Below are 21,326 nucleotides of genomic sequence, written 5' to 3'. Positions count from 1 at the left end.
GCCTAGATTCGTACGCATGTTCGATGAATTGGTCGCCGAGGCCTCCCCCGCCCGTGGGGGTACCGCCATCGGGGCATGGGCGCGGGTGGAGGCCGCGGCCTGCGCCCGCCGCCTGACCGCGATGGTCGTCATCCTCGATGCCCGCCAGTCCGCCGGCAACTCCGCCTCCCGCGAGCAGTGGTACCTCGACAACTGGGCAGCCGTGTGTGCCGAGATCGGCGCCGCCCAACAGATCACCCCCGCCGCGGCATCCAAACAGCTGTTGGTCGCCAGCTCACTACGCGACCGGCTGCCCAAGGTGGCCGCGGTGTTCGCCGACGGTGGCCTGACCTACCAACTGGCCTCGACCATCGTGTGGCGCACCGCAGCGATCAGGGACCCCGACGCACTACGCGCGGTGGACACCGAGCTGTCAGAGGCATTGACCGAGTGGCCGGCGCTGTCACAGCAGAGAACGGTCGACGCGATCGACGCGATCGTCATCCGCCACGACCCCCACGCGGTACGCCGCACCCAGAACAAGGCGCGCGGCCGATCGGTGGACATCGACATCGACGACGCCTCGGGCGTGGCGACCCTGTGGGGTGAGTTGTTCGCCCACGACGCCAAGGCCCTCAACCAACGTCTGGACACCCTGGCCGGCACGGTCTGCGACACCGATCCCCGCACCCGCGATCAGCGTCGCGCCGATGCCCTCGGCGCGCTGGCCAACGGTGCTGACCGCCTGGCCTGCCTATGCGGGCAACCCGACTGCGACGCCACCGCTGCTGCGGCCCGGGGCAGCACGGTGGTGTTCGTGGTGACCCACGAGGACACCCTCACCGATCGAAGTCCGACGACCGCGCGGCAGGACGCCAGCCTCGACGGTGAGCAGCCGCGCCTGTTCGACAAACCGGTCCGCGAACTGACCCTGACCGAGGCGCTGACCGACCCTGATCCCGGCGAGCCCGCGACCGCGCCTGGGGTGATGCTGGGTGGTCCGGTGCTGGGCGGTCCGATCATCCGCCGCCTCGCGCTGCAGGCCGCGATCAAACGCATCATCCATCCCGGCAACAAACCACCCGAGCCCCGCCACACCCCATCGACGGCGCTGGCCGACTTCGTGCGCTGCCGCGACCTCACGTGCCGCTTCCCGGGCTGCGACGTGTCCGCCGAACGCTGCGATATCGACCACACCATCCCGCACCCCGCCGGCGCCAGCTGTGCATCGAACCTCAAGTGCCTCTGCAGATTTCACCATCTGCTCAAGACCTTCTGGAACGGTCCCAAAGGTTGGCGCGACCGCCAACTACCTGACGGAACGGTCGACTGGACCGCGCCGGGCGGGCAGACCTACCGCACCCGGCCCGGCAGCCACCTGCTCTTCCCCTCACTCTGCAAGCCCACCGCGCCCGTCGCTGCCCGCACCGTGCGCGACGCCACCCCCAACATCGGACTCACCATGCCGCGCCGGGACACCACCCGGGCCGAGGCCCGCAAGCGCCGCATCGACGAGGAGCGCCGAGAGAACGAAGAGGCCGCCCTACACGCGATGACCGACTCGATCCCGCCGTTTTAGTCGTTGTTCCGCAATACCTTTCAGCGGTTGTGCGCCGCGTAGTCGGCAACCATTGCCTCGGCGCTGCGCACCGCGGCCCGGCAGGCGCGAGTGGTGAACGGATCGTTGAGCGGATGGTCGGCGCGGCGCCGCCACCGCTGGGCTGCGGCGAATGCCGCACGTGGCCCGTCATCCGGCGCGTCGGGCTGAAGGCCCAGCCGACTCGCGGCGTCGGTGCCCGAACCGCCGATGATGCGGCGCAGTGAGGCCAACTCGTCGTCGTTGAGCGTCGTCTGCCGTGACCGCAGCAGGCTGAGCAACCGGAGCTCCTCGAAGGCGTGCGTGTCAGCGAGCAGCGGATCGATATCGGCCAGGATGTAGGGCGCGGCGTAGATCGGGTTGGCCTCGACGAAGCGCCGCAGCGACACCAGCGCGGTGTGCGCCTTGAGCAGATCGGAGCGCTGCGCGAACTGCTGGTCGATGACGTCGCGCAGCGCGATCAGGCCGCTGCGCTCCAGCAGTTCGTCAGCCAGCGCCACCGAGTCGCTGATTCCCGCGCGCAGCACCGCGATCGAGATCCGGATGCCGAACATCCCGAACCGGTCCAGCAGCGCCGCGCGGGTCGCCGCGTCGACGGGCAGCGCGGCATCCTCACGGACGAACCGGTCAACCGAGAGCATCGCCTTGGTCAACTCCGCCGCATCGACGCCTGCCAGCTTCTCGAGCGCGACGAACTCACTCTGTCGCAGCGTGCGCCCGGTCAGCGCGAGCAGACCCGACACCGGGACGACGGCCTGACAGATTCCCGTCTTGTCCATCTCGGTGGTGAACCGGGTCGCGACGTCCTTGGCGGACAGCATCGCGTCGATGCGCCCGGCGCCGATCTCGTCGGCGCGCGATGCCACACCGATCACACCGAGCGCACCCGAGGATCCACCGACGAGGGTGCCGATCTGCTTCAGCAGCGCGATATCGGCGGCGTTCAGCGTGCGCAACAGGAACACCACCGCGTCGACGCGCGGCACGCCGTCATCGGGGACCAGCAGGCGCAGGGTGCGTTCGGAGACGTCGCGGTTCAGCGACGAGGTGCCCGGGGTGTCGATGATCGTGGTGTCGATCAGCTCGGCGGCCGGCCAGTCGACATCGAGATCGACCACATCGTTGGGGTCGAGGCTGGCGAAGTCGAACGTCAGGCCACGATCAGCGGGGTCGCGGGTGATGGGCACATTGGACCGTCGGCCGCCACGGTGGTTGGCGGTCACCCGCGGCGTCGGACCGTTGCGGAACCATGTGACGATGCGCGTGGCCTCGGTGGCGTCGGTCGGGGCGATGTCCTCACCGACCAGCGCGTTGACCAGAGTGGACTTCCCCGCCTTCAGCGTGCCCGCCAGGGCAATGCGGATCGGCTGGTTGAGCCGTCGGCCGATCCACTCGAGTTCGTTGTGCAGATCCGGACGCTGCGCATACGCCGGGTCGGTGCGATACGCCCGCACGGTTCCGGCCAGGATCGCGCGCACTCGATCACTTGTGCTCATCGGCTCACCAGCTTAGGCAGCCTCAGCTCGCGACGGGATCACCCTGCGTCGCGAGGTTCACGGAGTGCTCGGTCACCTGGCGCAGGATGTTGAGCTGACGCTCCAGTTCGGCGACCCTGGTGTTGCGCTCGTTCTCCTCGAGCTTGGCCGCCGACAGCGTGGCCTGCAGCGATTCGTTGAGCGAGCGGGTGGCCTGGTTGGCGATATCGCGGTAGTGGTCGCGGAGCTGACGCTGGACACCCTTGAGCCGGTCCCTGGACTCCTTGCTCACCACGAACGACACGTCGTCGACGAAGCGCCGCATGTTGACCTTGGCCTCGTTGCGCACCCGCATCATGCGGTTCTCCATGTCCTCCTTGTAAGCCTTGCGGCCCAGCACCAGACCGGCACCCAGGGACAACGGGTTGAACATGCCAAGGCCCGCGAAGGACGTCAGCATGCCGAACATCAGCACACCGCCGTAGGACCCCCGCATACCGGTCACCACCTTGTGGCCAGCCTTGATCGGCTTGGCCTCGAGCCTGGCCAGCGACTTGAACTCGCCGAAACTCGCACCGATCTGGCGGGCGTCGACGTTGGGCATCTCGACCGCACCCAGCCCGGCCTCCTCGAAGTTCCGGGCGACCTCCTGGGCCAGCGCGTCGGCCCGCTGGTAGGCCCACACGAAGTTGTCTCCGACCGCGGTGGCGATGGCGTCCTCGAGTTCACCGCCGATCTCGGCCCAGTGGTGGGTGGGATCGCAGCCGTCGATGACCTGCTCGGTGTGCTGCGTGATGGCGCGGAACCTGGCCCGCATGTCGTGGTCGACGTCGGCGGTCAGGTCGGCGATGCCGTCGGTGAGCACCTGCTGCCACAGCGCGCTCTGCGCCAGGGCGTCCTGGGCCTCCTGCTTGCGACGCTCGAGGTCGGCGGTGAGCCGCTCCCGTTCACCTGGGTCGTTGATCGCCGACAGCTCAGACTCGATGGCCATCGTCAGATGCTCTGCCGCCGAACGCACTTCGGCCAATACTTGATCGCGGACCCGGTCGTTCTCACGGGACAGCACCCGCTCGCTGAGGAACTTGACGAGCGCCGGGAAGTTGGACTCCTCGTTGAGTTCCTTGTCGTTGAGCGATATGGCATGGCTGCGCAGGACCGACGACACGGGGGTTACCGGCACCGTCACGCCCGCACGCTGCAGATGAGCCTCATTGGCAGCGACGATCTCGCGCCAGTGCGGGTACAGGTCGATCTTGGTGGCCAGAATGGTTGCCAGCGGGCAGATTTCGACCGCCTGCCGGATGAATGTCATCTCGGGCTCGGTGAACTCCTGGCTGGCGTCACTGATCATCAGCATGGCGTCGGCATCGGGAAGCAGGCCCAGCGTCGCGGAGAGGTGCGGTTGTCCGTGCCCGCCTACGCCCGGGGTGTCGACGAACGCCAATCCGTTGCGCAGCAGCGGGCTTGGCGCGGTCACCTCGACCCGCAACACCTCCCTGCCGCCGGCCTGGGGTGCTCGCCGCAGATCGGTCTGGACCTCGGTCGGCGGAATCGAGATGGCCTCGGGCTCCTCACCATCACCCCTGGCGACGATCAGCTTGGCCGAGGCGGTCTCCCCGTAGGACACCACGGTGGCCAGCACGGTGGTCTCGTCATCGCCGACGCGGGCCACCGGCACGTTGAGAAGCGAGTTCAGCAGCTGGCTCTTGCCCTGCTTGAGCTGGCCTGCGATCACCACCCGGATCTGCGGGTCGTTGATGCGCTCCCTGGCTCTGGCCAGCCGGTCGACCAGGTCTCCACGGTCGTTCGTCGTGGCGATCTTGATGCTGTGGTCGATGAGTTCAGTGATGACCTTGACCTTGCGGGGGTCATTGGGTTGCGTCATGGACCTCTCTCGCTCCAAAGGTGTCACCAACCGTAGGCGTGCGAACTGGCGGGGACCAGCCCGTTAAGGAGGTCCCCGCCAGTCGCGCGGTGGTGCGGTCAGATCAGAACGCGTCCAGATCGGCCGTGTTGTGCGACGCCAGGTCGGTGTCGTTGTGCGACGCGATGTCCGTGGAGTTGCCCGACCCGATGGCGCTGTTGAAGCTGTGGTCGTCCACGGTGCTCTCGGTCTCTGTGTGCACCGAGGTGTTCACCGAGTTGTCGACCGACGCGTCGATCGAGTTGTCGGTGGCGTTATCGCTGCCCAGGTCGCCACCGGCGGTGGTCTGGTTGCCGCCGACGGTGCTGCTGCTGGTCGAGTTGTCGACGATGACGATGCCGCCGCCTCCACCGTTGCCACCGGTGGCGTCGTTGCCGCCGTTGCCGATGCCGATCAGGCCACCGCCGCCACCGGAGCTGGCGCCGCCGCCGTTGCCGGCACTGGCGTCGACGTCGTTGAGAACGGGGCCCTCGTTGTCCTGGATGACGGTGCTGCCGCCGGTGGCGGTGGTGCCGTTGTCCTCGATGTCGCCCTCGCCGATGTTGACGTTGGAGCCGGTTCCGGCGATGACGTCACCGTTGTTGACGTGATTGTTGTTGCCGAGGACCGCGCCGTCGCCGGAGACGATGTCGCCCTTGTTGTCGCCGTCGACGACCACGCCACCGTTGGTTGCGGTGTTGGAGGTCTTGTCGCCGAAGGTGATGTCACCGAAGCCGAGGTTGAAGGCGCCGTTCTGCGCGTTCGCACCGGCATGCTGATCGGGGCTGGCGAAATCGTTGTTGCTGGCGAGGTCGGTGTTGTTCCGGCTCGCGAACTCGGTCTGGGTCTGCGGCGCGAACGTCGTCTGCGGCGAGAACGGCGAGGCGATGCTGTGGTGGTCGGCCACCGCACGCTGCAGGCCCAGAACCGGATCGCCGCCGCCGAGGGCATAACCCGCCGGTGCGGCAGTGGCTGCGACCGAGGCCAGCTGCGCGGCGCTGACGTTGGGCAGGCCGGCGTCACGCATCGCGCCGTCGGGGTCCGCGATGAAGGACGCGGCGACCTGGGGGCTGCGGAACAGGTCGAGGATGTAGTCGATCAGGTTCGTCATCGGAGTGCCTTTCGGTTGTGGTGTCTGGGTCTGGTTGCCGGCGTTCCGGCGAACTGATGACCAATCTATGGACCCCCGCAGAGACCGGAAACGGGGCCGAAACCCGTGCCTTCACCACGCTATTACGGGGTTCCCTGGGGGCGTTGATTAGGGGGTTAGGGGATGCCGGGGGATGCCCTCAAATCGCCCTCTACGTGGGCAAACGCGAGAAAGGCGCGGCCATTGCTGGCCGCGCCTTCGTCGCACTAGGGGGTTAATCAGTCGAACAGGTCGAACCCGCTCGGGTCGGATTGGGGGGTGTGGTCAGCCCCGACGGAATCGACGCCGGGGGTGGCATCCGGGTGGTCCCAGTCGGGGGCGTCCAGCACGGGCACGTCGTCGATCACCGGCGCATCGAAGGCCAGTGCGGCGTCGTCGTCAGTGACGAGCGACGGAACGCCGGGGTCTGCGGTGTCGATGACGGTCGACAGGATGTCGTCGTGCTGGGTAACCAGATCGGTCACGACGGCATGGGCGTCGTCGACACCCTGGACCGGCAGGTGGTCGTCGAACGCGTCGAACGCGGCCGTCGCGGCGCCACTGGCCCACACGTTGGTGCCGGCATCCCCGAAGACGTCCAAGCCGGCCTGGTCCACACCGGTCGACGCGGCCGCCGACGGGAACGATTCGGCGACGACGGGAATCAGATTGTTGACATCTGATGCGGTCACACCGCTGAGGTCGGCGTCGGCGATGGCCTGAGCCGGGTTCGCCGCATACTGGGCAGCGATCTCCGGGTCACGCACCACCGACATCACGAAGTCGAGGAGCGAATTCGCCACGGCTGGCCTCCTTGGTTCACAACTGCTTCACGGTGTCGAGAGTTCGTCACCGGATTCGTCTTCGAATGCTATCGACGGAGGTAGCGCCCGGAATCGGTGCCGATCCCACCCCCTCGAACACCCCATTAGGGGGAACGCGGTTAGGGGTTTGGTGTCGTTAGGGGGTTACCGTCGGATCCCCATCCCGGCGGTTATGGTGGGGAACTGAATTCTCGTGCTCGGCCTCCGGGCCACCTCCATCCGGCAAAAGGTCTGGACATAGATGAGCGACTCCCTCGGATTGTCAGTCGGCACCACGAATCTGGTGGCGGCGGCCGTCGGCCGCGCCCCGGTCGTGCGCCGTTCGGCACTGGCCCTGTTCAACGACCGCGCACCGGAGGTCGGTGATCAATTCGGGCCTAATCAGCCGAGGCTTGTCCTCACTGGCTTCGTCGAACGCGTCGGCGACCCCGTTCCGCTGGTCGCCTCGGACGGTTCGTCGCACCGCGGCGAGATCGTCCTCGTCGAGGCGCTCGACGCCATCGCCCGCGACGCGGGCGGCGGCGCACCGGTCACCATCGCCGTGCCGGCGCACTGGGGACCTGGCGTGTTGGGTGCACTGCGAAACGCTTTGCGCTCCAAGCCGTCACTGGCCCCTGGCGGCGTTCCACCGGAGTTGGTCCCGGATTCGGCGGCTGCCCTTGCCGCACTTCGGGTGACACCCGGCCTACCCACTGACGGTGTTGTCGTGCTCTGCGACTTCGGCGGCAGCGGTACCAGCATCACGATCGCCGACGCACGCGCGGGAATGGCCACCGTCGGCGACACCATCCGCTACCCGGAGTTCTCCGGTGACCTGATCGACCAGTCGCTGCTGAACCACGTCATCGCCGGAGTCGCCGACGCCGGCGACTCGGACCCCGCGGGCACGGCCGCCGTCGGCTCGCTCGCCGCGCTGCGCGACTCGTGCAGGCGGGCCAAGGAACGCCTGTCCGCCGAGACCACCGCCGTCATCCCCGTCACGCTGCCCGGGTTCTCCTCCGACGTCCGGATCACGCGCCCCGAACTCGAGCGGCTCATCGACCAACCCCTGTCGAACGTGCTGTCCGTCGTCGAGGAGACGTTGCAGCGCTACCGGGTGCCGCTGGCTGCCGTCACCGCGGTCGCCACGATCGGTGGCGGCGCATCAATCCCGTTCATCACACAGCGACTGTCGGAGCGTCTGCGCGCCGAGGTCGTGACGACACCGCAACCCCAGGTCGTCAGCGCTGCCGGTGCCGCCGTGGTGGCCGCTGCGGGTGGACTTGCCGCGGGCGGCCTCGCGGCCGATGCCCCCACCGGGCTGGCTCCCGCCGTCGACGCGCCCACCGGTCTGGCCCCGACGATGGGATGGGCGGCGGGTGCGCCACCGACCCAGGCTGCCCCGAGCGCGGCCGACACGGCGGCCGCCGACTCGTTGGCGTGGTCCGAGGGCGCGCAGTCCGACGAGCCAGTGCCCTACGAGGGCAATGAATGGACCGGCGAGGACTGGGGTGGGCCGACTGACGCCCGCCCACAGATGGAGTTCGCCCGCGACGAGGATGTCGAACCCGTTTCGGAGCCGCTGCCCTGGTACAAGCGCCCGCCAATCCTGTTCGGTGCGGCCGCGGCGGCCCTGTTGCTAGCGGCAGGCGGCCTGGCCGTGACGCTGACCGGCACGTCGAGCCCGCTCGACCCGGTGATCGAGAACGTGACGATCACCCGTACCGGTGAGGACGGCCGGATCACCACGACCGTCGTGCCCTCGACCGAGACCACCGCCCAGAGCGAGGACGTTCGGACCACCACCGCCACCGCTCCGCCGTCCTCGACCACGCCGCCGACCACGACCACGACCACCACGACGTCGCCGACCACGACGACCACCACCACGACCACAACAACGACGACCACAACAACGACCACTACGACAACGACGACGACGCCGCCCACCACCACGACGACGCCTCCGCCGACGACCACCACAACGCGCCCGCCGATCACGACCACGACGGTTCCGACGCAGCCCGATACCCCGGACGCCGATCCGCCGACGACCGCCCCGGACCCGGTGGTCCCGTCGACGCCCGCGGCCATGCCCGTCGTCGAGACCATTCCGGAGGTCGCGGCCGTGCCACCTCCGGCCGCCGAAGTCCCCCTGGTATCTAGCGTTCCGTGACCGCACCCGATGTCGTCGCGACGCTGACGGCGTCACCCACCGAGCCGGTGACGGCTCTGGTGTCGGGTGGGATCGGGACCGGTAAGACCACGCTTCTGAGCACGGTGCGCGCGACGTTGCGCGACGCAGGGGTGAGCGTTATCGCGCGTGCGCCACGCGACGGCGATCCGCCGGGCGCCGCGGTCGTCATCGATGACGCCCACCTGCTCGACGACGCCGAACTGCATCGCCTGGTTGACATCGTGGATGACGCCGCGACGACGGTGGTGATCTCGGCGCAACCGCTGGTGCACCACGCCGGGCTGACGGCGTTGTCAACCGCGACGGAGAGACAGTCGCCCGCGATAGCGCTCGGACCGCTGACACCACCCGAGATCGCCCGCATCGCAGCCGAATCACTCGGTTCGACACCACCGGCGGACGTGATCCGGTCGTTGGTCGCCGCCACGGCGGGTCTGCCCTTCCTGGTGCACGCGGCGGTCACCGCCCTCGGGCCAACCGACGCCGAGGCGCCCGCCGCGGTCATCGCTCGGGCGGCCCGCGCCGCCCTCGTCGACCGCCTGCGCCGCGTCGATGACGGCGTCCTGGACGCCCTACTGATCTCGTCGCTAAGCCCCGAACTCGGTCCGGACGACGTCGCGGCGGCGGTCGGACTCGACGGCGCCGAGGGTGCACGCCTGGTCGATCACGCCAGGGCTACCGGCCTCATCGCGCCGTCGCACAGCCAGACCTTCCTGCGCGCGCTGCATCAATGCCTCACTCAGACGGTGGGCACAACGCGCCACCACGACCTCGAGATCGCACTGCTGCGCGCCCAGACCGAGAGATCCTCACTGTCAATGGATCTCGCGTTGCGACTGGCCGATCACGGGATGCGGGACCCGCTACTTGCCGCTGCATTGACCGAGTTCGCCGAGCGCCATCAGGATCATCCCGGTCGCGCCGCCCGGCTCTACCGCGCCGCCGTCCAGGTCGGTGCCAGGATCCCCGACGCGCGCCTGGCCGACGCCCTGGCCGCCACCGGCGACTGCGGTGCCGCCGGCGGGTTGGCGGACGAGCTGCTCAGCTCCGAGGACATCGCCGAACGAGCCGCCGCGGTACGGATCGCCGCCAGCATCGCAGTGCACGACGGCGCCGCCGCTCAAGCCGCCGAGTTGTTCGCCTGGCTCGGTCCGTACCCCGATGCCGTCGTGTCGGCCGCGGGAGTCATCGCGGCGATGGGAGTCGGTGACGCCGCGGCCGCCCGGGCGGCGGCCGGGGGTGACGACGTGGGTCCACCGACCTCAGCCGCCAGAGCCGCCCGCAGCCTCGGCGAGGGCCTCCTCGCGACGCTCGACAGCCCGTATCCGGCTGCAATGTCCCGCCTTTCGCAGGCGCTCGGCTCGGAGCCCGCGGCCGCGGGCGTAGCACCAGACACACCCGCGGCACTTGTCACTCTCGCCGCGCTACACGGCGGCGATCCCGTGCGCGCCCGCAGTGTGATCACCCGCGCCATACGGGCCACCGACGGTGACACCGGTTTCGTCGCGCATCGACACCGGCTCCTGCTCGGCTGGACCCGGATGCAGGACGGGCAACTGTCGGCGGCGGCCACCGACGTCGCCGCCGTCGCCGGGGTGTCGGATCTGCACCGCCGAGACGCGTTGTGGACCGCGGCCCTGCAGACTGCCATCGCCCGCCGGAGCGGCGACAGCGGTGCCCTCCAGAAACACTGGTATGCCGCCACCGAGGTGCTCACCGAGTACTCCGTCGACCTGTACTCGCTTCTGCCGCTCGGCGAACTGTGGGTCGCGGCGGCCCGGTTGCGCCAGGTCCAGCGTCTCGAGCACGTCATCAACGACGCCTTCGGACTGCTTGCCGGACTGGGCAATCCGACGCTGTGGTCGCTGCCGCTGCACTGGGCGGGAGTCCACGCGGGCATCCTCGCCAACTCACCGGAGTCGGTGGCACCGCACGGACAGGCGTTGACAGCGGCCGCCGGACACAGCGCGTTCGCACGATCGCTGGCGACGGCGGGCCGCACCTGGTTGCGGGTGCTGGCCAATCATGTCGAGGTCGACGACGTGACGGCCGCCGCCCGCTCGCTGGCGCAGTTCGGTCTCGGCTGGGACGCGACGCGACTGGCAAGCCAGGCCGCGCTGCAGACGCCGGACGGACGCGTGTCGGCGGCGATGCTTGCGCTGGCGCGCGACCTCAAGGTCGCGGTGACCGCCCAGGACGACGCGGACAACGCGCCGGTGACGGTGGCCGCGCCGGGTCCGGCGTCGTCGATGCCGACGTGGTCGCGGTTGTCAGACCGCGAACGCGAGGTGGCCGAACTGGTGCTGCAGGGCATGCCCTACCGCGACATCGGAAGCCAGCTGCTCATCTCCGCCAAGACCGTCGAACACCATGTCGCCCGCATCCGCCGCAGGCTGGGCGCGGAGTCCCGGTCGGAGCTGATCTCCATGCTGCGAGCCATCCTGAGCACCCCGGCGTAGGTCGTGTTGTGTGACTATGGCCACTGTCACCGCTGCGGCCGCGTGGGCCAGCAACGCATTGGCACCGGGGGCCATGTGCGGCATCAGGAGCCGATCGACGGCTCCGACCACGGTCATCGGCCCGCTTGGCCCCCAGCGATCGCGGGTATAAGGCATCGGGCGCTCGACCGCATCACGTCAAACGGCCTCGAGAATGGCAGCACAACCGGGTTTGTTAGGTGAGCCTTCATAGCGTCGTTTGTCGCATGGATGTAACTATGAGCAGGCATCTAGCATAAGTTACCCGTAAGTAACATGTCTAAAAGTTACTGGTCGGTAGCTTGAACTTGGGAGGCACGCGGTGCAGCACACGCTCGAAGTGAGCAGGTTGGTCATTGGATTGCTGATGACCGCGGTGGTCTTGATCTTCGCCGCAAAGCGCGTGCTGTGGCTGACCACCCTGATCCGCTCGGGGCAGAAACTCGGCGACGAGCGCGGCCGCAAGGACGACCTGCTACGCCGCTTCCTGAACCAGAACAAGGAAGTCTTCGCCCAGTCGAAGCTCCTGAAGTGGTCCATCCCCGGTCTCGCGCACTTCTTCACCATGTGGGGCTTCTTCGTCCTCGGCTCGGTGTATGTCGAGGCCTACGGTGTGCTGTTCAACCCCGAGTTCCACATCCCGTTCGTCGGCCGGTGGGCTGCCCTGGGCTTCCTGCAAGATTTCTTCGCCCTGGCCGTGCTGGCCGGCATCACCGTCTTTGCCATCATCCGCATCACCCGTGAGCCCAAGAAGCTCGGCCGGGAGTCGCGCTTCTACGGATCCCACACCGGCGGTGCGTGGGAGATCCTGTTCATGATCTTCCTGGTCATCCTGACCTACGCGATCTTCCGCGGCGCAGCGGTCAACACCCTCGGCGAGGAGTTCCCGTACCAGAGCGGCGCGTTCTTCTCCGACGGTATGGCCGCACTGCTGGCCCCCCTGGGGCACACCGCCAACATGTGGATCGAAACCATCGCCCTGATCGGCCACATCGGCGTCATGCTGGTGTTCCTGCTGATCGTGCTGCACTCCAAGCACCTTCACATCGGCCTGGCTCCCATCAACGTCACTTTCAAGCGGTTGCCGGACGGCTTGGGCCCGCTGCTGCCGATGGAGCACGAAGGCGAGAAGATCGACTTCGAGGATCCTGCCGAGGACGCGGTGTTCGGTCGCGGCAAGATCGAGGACTTCACCTGGAAGGGCTATCTCGACTTCACCACGTGTACCGAGTGCGGCCGCTGCCAGTCGCAGTGCCCCGCGTGGAACACCGGAAAGCCGTTGTCCCCCAAGCTCGTCATCATGAACCTGCGCGACCACATGTTCGCCAAGGCCCCCTACATCCTCGGCGAGAAGCCGATGCCCGACGAGAACGCCGTCGAGGAATTGACCTCGACCGAGGGTGGATTCGTCGAGACCAAGCACGACGCGCACGACCACGTTCCCGAGTCCGGTTTCGAGCGGATCATGGGATCGGGTCCCGAGCAGGCCACCCGACCGCTCGTCGGCACCGCCGAGCAGGGCGGCGTCATCGACCCCGACGTGCTGTGGTCCTGCACCAACTGCGGCGCGTGCGTCGAGCAGTGCCCCGTCGACATCGAGCACATCGACCACATCGTCGACATGCGCCGCTACCAGGTCATGGTCGAATCCGAGTTCCCCGGTGAACTCGGCGTGCTGTTCAAGAACCTCGAGACCAAGGGCAACCCGTGGGGGCAGAACGCCCGCGAGCGCACCACCTGGATCGACGAGGTCGACTTCGATGTCCCGGTCTACGGCCAGGACGTGCACTCGTTCGACGGCTTCGAGTACCTGTTCTGGGTTGGCTGCGCGGGTGCCTTCGAGGACCGCGCGAAGAAGACCACCAAGGCTGTCGCCGAACTGCTGGCCGCCGCGGGCGTGAAGTTCCTGGTCCTGGGCACCGGCGAGACGTGCACCGGCGACTCGGCTCGCCGCGCGGGCAACGAGTTCCTGTTCCAGCAGTTGGCGGCTCAGAACGTCGAGACCATCAACGAGTTGTTCGAGGGCGTTGAGACCGTCGACCGCAAGATCATCGCCACCTGCCCGCACTGCTTCAACACCATCGGCCGCGAGTACCCGCAGCTGGGCACCAACTACACAGTGCTGCACCACACGCAGCTGCTGAACCGTCTGGTTCGCGACAAGAAGCTGGTCGCGGTCAAGCCCGTCGGCCAGGACGTCACCTACCACGATCCGTGCTTCCTCGGCCGTCACAACAAGGAGTACTCGGCGCCGCGTGAGCTGATCGGGGCCTCGGGCGCCACGCTCACCGAGATGCCACGGCACGCCGACCGCGGCCTGTGCTGCGGCGCGGGCGGCGCGCGGATGTGGATGGAAGAGCACATCGGCAAGCGCGTCAACCACGAACGTGTGGAGGAGGCGCTGGACACCGGCGCCAAGACCATCGCCACCGGCTGCCCGTTCTGCCGCGTGATGATGACCGACGGTGTCGGCGACAAGGCCGAGGAGCTGGGCAAGTCGGCCGAGGTTCTCGACGTGGCCCAGCTGCTCCTCGCGTCACTGGACAAGGACGCAGTCACGTTGCCCGCCAAGGGCGCTGCCGCCGAGTGGTCGGCAGTGCTCGCCGAGAAGCGTGCTGCCGCCGAAGAAGCCGCAGCACCCGCCGAGGCAGCGCCCGCCGAGCCAGAGGAAGTTGTCGCGGAGTCGGCTCCCGAGCCCGCCGCCAAGACCGAGGCCGCGGCACCGGCCGCACCGGCCAAGGGCATGGGCATGGCCGGCGGCATCAAGAAGCCCGGTGCCAAGAAGCCCGCTGCCGCGGCACCGGCAGAGGCTCCAGCCGCCGAGACCCCCGCACCTGCCAAGGGCGGCCTCGGACTCGCGGGCGGCATCAAGAAGCCCGGTGCCAAGAAGCCCGCAGCCGCGGCACCCGCCGCGGAGGCACCAGCAGCCGAGGCGCCCGCCGCCGAAGCCGCTCCCCCGGTTCCGACGGCCAAGGGCGGACTGGGACTCGCCGGCGGGATCAAGAAACCGGGCGCCAAGAAGCCCGCCACAACAACGCCGGCTCCGGCCGCGCCTGCCGAGGCACCAGCGGCCGAGACACCGGCACCCGAGGCACCCGCAGAAACTGCAGCGCCGAAGCCGCCGACGGCCAAGGGCGGACTGGGGCTCGCGGGCGGGATCAAGAAGCCCGGCGCCAAGAAGCCCGCCGCGGCAACGCCGCCTCCTGCGGAGGCCGCAGCGCCCGCAGCAGAGACCGCGCCCGAACCGCAATCGGAGCCCGAGGCAACGCCAGAGGAGAAGCCTCGGCCACCGGTCAAGGGTCTGGCGATCGCACCCGGCACGAAGCGGCCCGGCAAGCGCTAAGGCCGAATCGCCACGCCCGTACCCTCGGCAGCCCAGCAAGCGTTTGCTGGGCTGCCGCCGTCTGAAACCTCGACCGCACGGGCTGATCGGGCCGCTGAGCTGGACGATCGTCGCGCGCCGGTTGCGTCAGCTCGCTTCGACGCACCCACCCGGGGTCGCCTTACAACTACGTGCAGTCAGCATGGATCGCTTGTGAGTTGACACAGCAGTACTATTTTCTGCCGGAAAAAGACGCATGTCAGCGTCGCGCTATCGCGTTGAACATTTTTATGTGCAACTTTTAGCGAATTTACATTTTCGTAAACAGCAACACGTTCTAGTGCTAGCGTGCGTGCGACTGGCTGATAACTACCTGTGAGATTTCAGGCCCATGCACGCAGATCTCCATGAACAGCTCAGCCAGCACGACACAAGTCCGCCATAGGTAAGGATTCACATGCAGGTAGCTGTTCGCCCACGTCTCGCCGTCGGAGCCTCACTGGTCGCTGCCAGCGCCCTCCTCATCTCGCCCATCTCACCGTCGGCGCCGGCCAGCATCCAGGTCCCGGCCATCAGCTCGGCCATGGTCGACCTCGCCGCATCGGCCAACCCCATCCAGCAGTGGGCGGACGTGATCGGAGGCGTCGTCACCAACGTGGTGGGGATCGGCTCTGCGGTTGTCGTTGATCCCGCCCCGATCCTGCGGGCGCTGCTCACCAACCAGATCGGCTACGCACAGACGGTGGTCAGCAGCTTCGGGGCCCTGGGCCAGAGCTTGGGCACCTGGGCCACCGACGTCGTGGTGCCGGAAATGCAGAAGATGGTCACCGCCCTCTCCCAGGGCGATGTCGTCGGCGCGGCCAACGCGATCAACGCGGTGATCGGGCAGCTGGTGTTCGCGGCATTCCCGATCGCCGAAGTCCTGACGATTCCCCGCCAGATGGCGGACACCCTGGTCAGGGTGATCACGGCGAGCACCGATCTATTCACGATGTTGCTTCCCCTGGCCGTTGGCGCTCTGGGCCCGGTCATGGGCAGCGTCGAGGCGCTCGGCGACCAGGGCCAGGCCCTGGTGAACGCGATCCGAACGGGTGATCCGCTGGCAGCACTGGGCGCCATCATCAACACCCCCGGCGTGCTCGCCGGCGCAATCCTGAACGGGTACACGGCCGCTTATGAGACCGACGGCTACAAGGCCTTCTTCCCGGGTCTGCTCACCTGGGATCCCGCGGCGCCGCACAACAACGGCATCATCGCCTCCCTGTTGGTGACCATTCCCAAGCTCATCGCGAACGCGATCGCCGGGCCCGCGTCGTTCGCCCTGAAGACCGTCGCGCCGACCGAGACCCCCGCTGATGGCATCGCCTCGATTCCGGACCTGAGCACAACGACAGTCTCTCTGGAGACACCTGCCGACACGGTGGTCGAGACGCCGAAGACCGAGGTGGACCCGGGGTCCAACACGGTTGAGACGGAGCCCGTCACCACCGAGCCTGTCGTCGTCGAGCCTGTCGTCGTCGAGCCCGTCGTCGTGGAGCCTGTCGTCGTCGAGCCGGTTGTCGAGAAGGTCACCGTCACCGAGGAGACCGACAACGTCGCCGTCACCAAGGAGGACACCTCGGCCGTGGCCGCCGAGAAGGAGAAGCCGGCCGACACCCGCACCGACACCAAGGACGGCAACAAGGCCGAACCGGGCAAGGTCAACACCGGTGTGTCCAACAACGGCTCCTCGACGACGACCGCGCCGTCCAAGACCGACACCGAGACCGTCGCCACGCCCGACAAGCCTGCAACGGGTACCGGCACCGCCAACACCGGGTCCGGCTCGGCCAGCTCCGGCTCGGACAGCTCGGACAGCTCGGACTCCAGCGACTCGGGCAACGAGTAACCATCACCGGTGACACCGGTGTGAGAACACCCTGACTAGTAGGCCCCCTCCAGCGGAGGGGGCCTACTGCGTTCACGCGTGAGATGTCGTCATATAGCTGGAACAACCGATCTTGACATTCAAGCGGAACCAAAACCGTGCTATCTGGACTGGTCAAGGGTATCTTCGAGGATGGAAGTACTTGAGGCTGCAAAGGTTCAAGAATTGGCCGTTCGGTAAACGGCAACACGTTCCTACGCTGCCGATACCCTGCTCTTGGTTCACCCCCAGAAACCCAGTTCCGGACCCCGGCAGCACTTGGAACTGGGCGACTGTCCCCTCAAACCAGTAAGCCCCCTCCACCCCTAGCGGAGGGGGTTTACTGCTTCCCGAAGCAGCGCACCCCGCCTGGCCAGCTAATTGGGTGGACGGTAATGAGACCATTGAACGCGTGACCACCCATCAGCTTCCCTGGCATGGCACCGGGAATCAGCCACGACAGCGCACGTTCGCGCAGTCGTCCAAGCTGCAGGACGTCCTGTACGAGATCCGCGGCCCCGTGCACGATCACGCCGCCAGGCTTGAGGCCGAGGGGCATCGCATCCTCAAGCTGAACATCGGCAACCCCGCGCCGTTCGGCTTCGAGGCGCCCGACGTGATCATGCGCGACATGATCCAGGCGCTGCCGTACGCGCAGGGATACTCCGACTCCAAGGGCATCCCCAGCGCCCGGCGTGCGGTGTTCACCCGCTACGAACTGGTCGACGGCTTTCCCCGCTTCGACATCGACGACGTGTACCTGGGCAACGGCGTCTCCGAGTTGATCACCATGACGCTGCAGGCGCTGCTGGACAACGGCGACCAGGTGCTGATCCCCGCGCCGGACTACCCGCTGTGGACCGCGTCGACCGCGCTGGCCGGCGGCACCCCCGTGCACTACCTGTGCGATGAGACCCAGGGCTGGCAGCCCGATATCGCCGACCTCGAGTCGAAGATCACCGAGCGCACCAAGGCGCTCGTCGTGATCAACCCGAACAACCCCACCGGCGCGGTGTACAGCCGCGAAACCCTGCAGCAGATGGCTGATCTCGCGCGCAAGCACCAGCTGCTTCTGCTCGCCGACGAGATCTACGACAAGATCCTGTACGACGACGCCGAGCACATCGCGATGGCATCCGTGGCGCCCGATCAGCTGTGTCTGACGTTCAACGGCCTGTCCAAGGCCTACCGGGTCGCCGGTTACCGCGCGGGCTGGCTGGTGATCACGGGCCCCAAGGAGCACGCCGCAAGCTTCATCGAGGGCATCAGCCTGCTGTCGAATATGCGCCTGTGCCCCAATGTGCCTGCGCAGCATGCCATTCAGGTGGCACTCGGTGGGCACCAGAGCATCGACGACCTCGTCCTGCCCGGCGGTCGACTGCTCGAACAGCGTGACGTCGCCTGGGCCACGCTCAACGAGATCCCCGGGGTGTCCTGCGTGAAGCCCGAGGGTGCGCTGTACGCCTTCCCTCGGCTGGACCCTGAGGTTCACGACATCCGCGACGACGAGCAGCTTGTCCTCGACCTGCTGCTGCAGGAGAAGATCCTGGTCACCCAGGGCACCGGGTTCAACTGGCCCGCGCCCGATCACCTGCGCATCGTGACGCTGCCGTGGGCGCGCGATCTGGCCAACGCCATCGAGCGGCTCGGCAACTTCCTGGCGAGCTACCAACAGTAGCCCGCGCTCACGTGGGTACCGTGGGGCCCTGTGTCGCACTCGCATACCCACTCCATGAGTGGTCCCGCGCCGTTGGGGCCGTTGGCCGCCAGGATCGTCGTCGGCCTGCTGATCGCCATAGGCCTGAGTGTCGTCATCGGTGCGGTGGCGCTGTGGCCCAGCCAGGAGAAGGCCGACATCCCGCTGCCATTTCAGAACGCAACCGGCGGCGCGGTGACCACCGAGGCGGGTCACGTCCGCTCCAGCGGCGCCGCGGACTGCGGTAGCCCGTCGACGGGCGCGGTACTGACCGCCCCGCCCATCGCCGCCCCCGCGGGCGGAGGTGAGTGCGTTCAGTCGCTGGTCGCGATCGACTCCGGACCCAACGAGGGCGCCAACACCCTGCTCGAGTTCAGCGGCGGCCCAGGCCAGCCGCATCTCGCGGTCGGTGACAACATCAGGATCAGCCGGCAGGTCGATCAGAACGGCTCCACCACTTACTCGTTCTACGACTTCGAGCGGACGTGGCCGCTGGTCGCGCTGGCCACCGTATTCGCCGTCGTGGTCGTGGCGGTGGCGCGGTGGCGGGGGCTGCGCGCGATGATCGGCATCGTCGTCGCCTTCGCGGTGCTTGTGGTGTTCCTGCTACCCGCGCTACGCGATGGCGCGCCAGCGGTTCCCGTGTCACTCGTCGCGGCCGCGGTAATCCTCTACGCCGTCATCTATCTGGCTCACGGGGTGAGCCTGCGCACCAGTGCGGCCCTGCTCGGAACCCTGGCCTCCCTGCTGCTGGCCGCCGTACTGTCGTGGGCGGCAATCGAATTAGCACACCTGACGGGACTCTCGGAGGATCAGAACAACGAGGTCGCCGCCTACATGGGCAACGTGTCGATCACTGGCCTACTGCTGGCCGGGTTCATCATCGGCTCGCTCGGTGTGCTCAACGACGTGACGGTGACGCAGGCCTCGACGGCCTTCGAGCTCGCCGAGCACGGGGCCTCGCGGACAGCGGTCTTCGTCGGCGCGATGCGGGTGGGACGCGACCACATCGCCAGCACCGTCTACACGCTGGTACTCGCCTACGCCGGTAGCGCACTTCCGCTGCTGCTGCTGTTCAGCGTCGCCAACCGTTCGCTGAGCGACGTACTGACCAGTGAGAGTGTGGCCATCGAGGTCGCCCGATCCGCGGTCGGTGGGATCGCGCTGGCATTGTCGGTGCCGTTGACGACGGGCATCGCCGCCGTGCTGGCCACCCCTAGCGGCGGGCCAGCAGCTCCAGCAGATAGTCGCCATACCCCGACTTGAGCAGAGCGTGCGCGCGGACCTCGAGCTGTTCATCGGTGATGAAGCCCATACGCCAGGCGACCTCCTCGGGCACACCGACTTTCAGGCCCTGGCGGCGTTCGATGGTACGGACGTAGTCGCTGGCGTCCAGCAGCGAGTCGAACGTCCCGGTGTCCAGCCAGGCGGTTCCGCGGGCCAGCACCTCGACCGAGAGTCGGCCCTGCTCGAGGTAGCGCTGGTTGATCTCGGTGATCTCGAATTCCCCACGCGCAGAGCGCTTCAGCGACTTGGCGATCTCGATGACGTCGTTATCGTAGAAGTACAGTCCGGGTATCGCGTAGTTCGACTTGGGGTTCGCGGGCTTCTCCTCCAGCGACAGTGCGGTGCCGTCGTCGCCGAACTCCACCACACCGTAGGCCGTGGGGTTGGCCACCCAGTAGGCGAATATCGCGCCGCCCTTGACATCGTGGAACCTGCCCAGGCTGGTGCCCAGCGTCGGCCCGTAGAAGACGTTGTCCCCCAACGCCAGTGCGACCGAGTCCGTTCCGATGTGGTCGGCGCCTATGACGAACGCCTGCGCCAGACCGTCGGGTTGGCTCTGGGTGGCGTAGGTGATGTCAACGCCGAATTCGCTGCCGTCACCGAGCAACCGGTGAAACGCGGGCGCGTCGCCGGCGGTCGAGATCACCTGGATGTCGCGGATGCCCGCCATCATCAACGTCGACAGCGGGTAGTAGATCAACGGCTTGTCATACACCGGAAGCAACTGCTTGCTGACGCCCATGGTGATCGGGTACAGCCTCGTGCCCGATCCGCCCGCCAGGATGATTCCTCGCATCCGGTCAGCCTAGAACGGCGAGCGGGCCAGCCACCCGTCCCACACCGCCGCATCGCCGAACACCTCGAGCGAGGCATCCGCGGCGCTCCGCCGCCGCGTGATGCCCAGTAACAGGTCTACGGCCCTGCCGCGAACCGCCACCTCACCCTTGGCGTGGTCGTGCGACCAGCTCAAGCCGTCCTCGTCGTTGACGATCGTCCACTCACCCGTCGGGCCCAAACCGTCGTCGGTGGCGTGCAGGTGCAGCGTGCGTCCCCGGTCCAGCGGCGGCGCGTGTCGGTCGGCACCGTTGATGATCAGCTCGATCCACTCGCTGACTGCGTCGGCGGCCTGCGCGGCGGGCAGCTCGAACTCTGATCCGAGTGCCAACGCGGCGTCGGCGCGGTGCACTGTCATCTCGTGCACGCGGCGCCGGATCCACCAGCCCGCGGGCTTTGACCCGTTGAACGTCCACACCCGCGCGTCAGCACCGACATGGTCGACGGCGTCGAGGACCTTCTGCGCGCCGGATTCCAGCCAGGCGATCGCGGCGTCGACGTCCTCGGGTGGCTTGCCGTCGCGCACCTCACGCGGGTCGAGCGGCTCCTGGCGTCGGTCGTCGATGATCTGTGCACACCAACGGTTGCCGCGGCCGACGTGTTTGAACAGTTGGTTCAGGGTCCAGCCGGGGCATGTCGACACCGGCGTCGTCGGGTCGGCATCGCGATAGAGATCGCCGAATGCCTTGGTCTCGGTGATGAGCGTTGCCCGGACGTCCAT

13 protein-coding genes are annotated in these 21,326 nt (G+C 67.7%); 7 read left to right on the top strand and 6 right to left on the bottom strand.

Going from position 1 to position 21,326, the window contains the following annotated elements; all coding sequences use genetic code 11:
- The first annotated feature begins 16 nt into the window (after positions 1-16).
- Entirely contained in the window at positions 17-1,558 is a 1,542-nt protein-coding gene (locus ABIA65_RS16770) for an HNH endonuclease signature motif containing protein (protein WP_354524248.1), read from the top strand.
- A gap of 20 nt (positions 1,559-1,578) precedes the next feature.
- On the opposite strand, the gene ABIA65_RS16765 is transcribed toward ABIA65_RS16770, so the two are convergent.
- The 4 genes from ABIA65_RS16765 to ABIA65_RS16750 form a co-directional block, all read right to left on the bottom strand.
- The gene (locus ABIA65_RS16765) at positions 1,579-3,072 is read right to left on the bottom strand and encodes a dynamin family protein (protein ID WP_354524247.1); all 1,494 of its coding nucleotides are present in this window, start codon (positions 3,070-3,072) and stop codon (positions 1,579-1,581) included.
- Between the two features lie 22 nt (positions 3,073-3,094).
- Complete coding sequence (locus tag ABIA65_RS16760) at positions 3,095-4,936, bottom strand: dynamin-like GTPase family protein (RefSeq protein WP_241401377.1); 1,842 nt, start codon at positions 4,934-4,936, stop codon at positions 3,095-3,097.
- Between the two features lie 103 nt (positions 4,937-5,039).
- Positions 5,040-6,065 (bottom strand): IniB N-terminal domain-containing protein, encoded by a 1,026-nt coding sequence (locus ABIA65_RS16755; RefSeq protein ID WP_241401378.1) that lies wholly within the window; start codon positions 6,063-6,065, stop codon positions 5,040-5,042.
- Between the two features lie 257 nt (positions 6,066-6,322).
- Positions 6,323-6,886, bottom strand: a complete 564-nt coding sequence (locus ABIA65_RS16750) for an Rv0340 family IniB-related protein (RefSeq protein ID WP_241401379.1) — start codon at positions 6,884-6,886, stop codon at positions 6,323-6,325.
- A 262-nt stretch (positions 6,887-7,148) separates the two neighbouring features.
- Here ABIA65_RS16750 and ABIA65_RS16745 point away from each other — a divergent pair, with 262 nt between their 5' ends.
- The 6 genes from ABIA65_RS16745 to ABIA65_RS16720 all read left to right on the top strand — a co-directional run bounded on the left by ABIA65_RS16745 (position 7,149) and on the right by ABIA65_RS16720 (position 19,750).
- Positions 7,149-9,062 (top strand): Hsp70 family protein, encoded by a 1,914-nt coding sequence (locus ABIA65_RS16745; RefSeq protein ID WP_354524246.1) that lies wholly within the window; start codon positions 7,149-7,151, stop codon positions 9,060-9,062.
- Entirely contained in the window at positions 9,059-11,542 is a 2,484-nt protein-coding gene (gene iniR / locus ABIA65_RS16740; RefSeq protein WP_354524245.1) for an isoniazid response ATPase/transcriptional regulator IniR, read from the top strand. Before ABIA65_RS16745 ends, iniR begins: the two co-directional genes overlap by 4 nt.
- Positions 11,543-11,927: 385 nt before the next feature.
- A complete protein-coding gene (locus ABIA65_RS16735) occupies positions 11,928-14,903 on the top strand; it encodes a heterodisulfide reductase-related iron-sulfur binding cluster (protein ID WP_354524244.1) in 2,976 nt (991 codons plus the stop codon).
- Positions 14,904-15,339: 436 nt separating this feature from the next.
- A complete protein-coding gene (locus ABIA65_RS16730; RefSeq protein ID WP_354524243.1) occupies positions 15,340-16,770 on the top strand; it encodes a hypothetical protein in 1,431 nt (476 codons plus the stop codon).
- Positions 16,771-17,173: 403 nt separating this feature from the next.
- Positions 17,174-18,466 carry a pyridoxal phosphate-dependent aminotransferase gene (locus ABIA65_RS16725; RefSeq protein WP_241401384.1) on the top strand — a complete coding sequence of 431 codons (1,293 nt, stop codon included), beginning with the start codon at positions 17,174-17,176 and terminating at the stop codon, positions 18,464-18,466.
- A gap of 54 nt (positions 18,467-18,520) precedes the next feature.
- The gene (locus ABIA65_RS16720; RefSeq protein WP_354524242.1) at positions 18,521-19,750 is read left to right on the top strand and encodes a YibE/F family protein; all 1,230 of its coding nucleotides are present in this window, start codon (positions 18,521-18,523) and stop codon (positions 19,748-19,750) included.
- Here ABIA65_RS16720 and rfbA read toward each other — a convergent pair.
- Both rfbA and ABIA65_RS16710 read right to left on the bottom strand, forming a co-directional pair.
- Positions 19,701-20,567 (bottom strand): glucose-1-phosphate thymidylyltransferase RfbA, encoded by an 867-nt coding sequence (gene rfbA / locus ABIA65_RS16715; RefSeq protein WP_241401386.1) that lies wholly within the window; start codon positions 20,565-20,567, stop codon positions 19,701-19,703. The genes ABIA65_RS16720 and rfbA overlap by 50 nt on opposite strands.
- 9 nt (positions 20,568-20,576) lie before the next feature.
- Positions 20,577-21,326, bottom strand: coding sequence for a maleylpyruvate isomerase family mycothiol-dependent enzyme (locus ABIA65_RS16710; RefSeq protein ID WP_241401387.1), 750 nt, complete (start codon positions 21,324-21,326; stop codon positions 20,577-20,579).

The sequence above is a fragment of the Mycolicibacterium sp. 624 genome, from assembly GCF_040548615.1.
Lineage (GTDB): Bacteria > Actinomycetota > Actinomycetes > Mycobacteriales > Mycobacteriaceae > Mycobacterium.
Note: the sequence above shows the minus strand (reverse complement) of the source record. Positions and strands in the feature narration are given on the sequence as shown.

Coding starts and splice junctions, on each gene's coding strand:
- ABIA65_RS16720 (WP_354524242.1), top strand. CDS start 18,521: ATGAGTGGTCCCGCGCCGTTGGGGCCGTTGGCCGCCAGGATCGTCGTC.
- ABIA65_RS16730 (WP_354524243.1), top strand. CDS start 15,340: ATGCAGGTAGCTGTTCGCCCACGTCTCGCCGTCGGAGCCTCACTGGTC.
- ABIA65_RS16770 (WP_354524248.1), top strand. CDS start 17: ATGTTCGATGAATTGGTCGCCGAGGCCTCCCCCGCCCGTGGGGGTACC.
- ABIA65_RS16755 (WP_241401378.1), bottom strand. CDS start 6,065: ATGACGAACCTGATCGACTACATCCTCGACCTGTTCCGCAGCCCCCAG.
- rfbA (WP_241401386.1), bottom strand. CDS start 20,567: ATGCGAGGAATCATCCTGGCGGGCGGATCGGGCACGAGGCTGTACCCG.
- ABIA65_RS16735 (WP_354524244.1), top strand. CDS start 11,928: ATGACCGCGGTGGTCTTGATCTTCGCCGCAAAGCGCGTGCTGTGGCTG.
- ABIA65_RS16760 (WP_241401377.1), bottom strand. CDS start 4,936: ATGACGCAACCCAATGACCCCCGCAAGGTCAAGGTCATCACTGAACTC.
- ABIA65_RS16765 (WP_354524247.1), bottom strand. CDS start 3,072: ATGAGCACAAGTGATCGAGTGCGCGCGATCCTGGCCGGAACCGTGCGG.
- ABIA65_RS16710 (WP_241401387.1), bottom strand. CDS start 21,326: ATGGACGTCCGGGCAACGCTCATCACCGAGACCAAGGCATTCGGCGAT.
- ABIA65_RS16745 (WP_354524246.1), top strand. CDS start 7,149: ATGAGCGACTCCCTCGGATTGTCAGTCGGCACCACGAATCTGGTGGCG.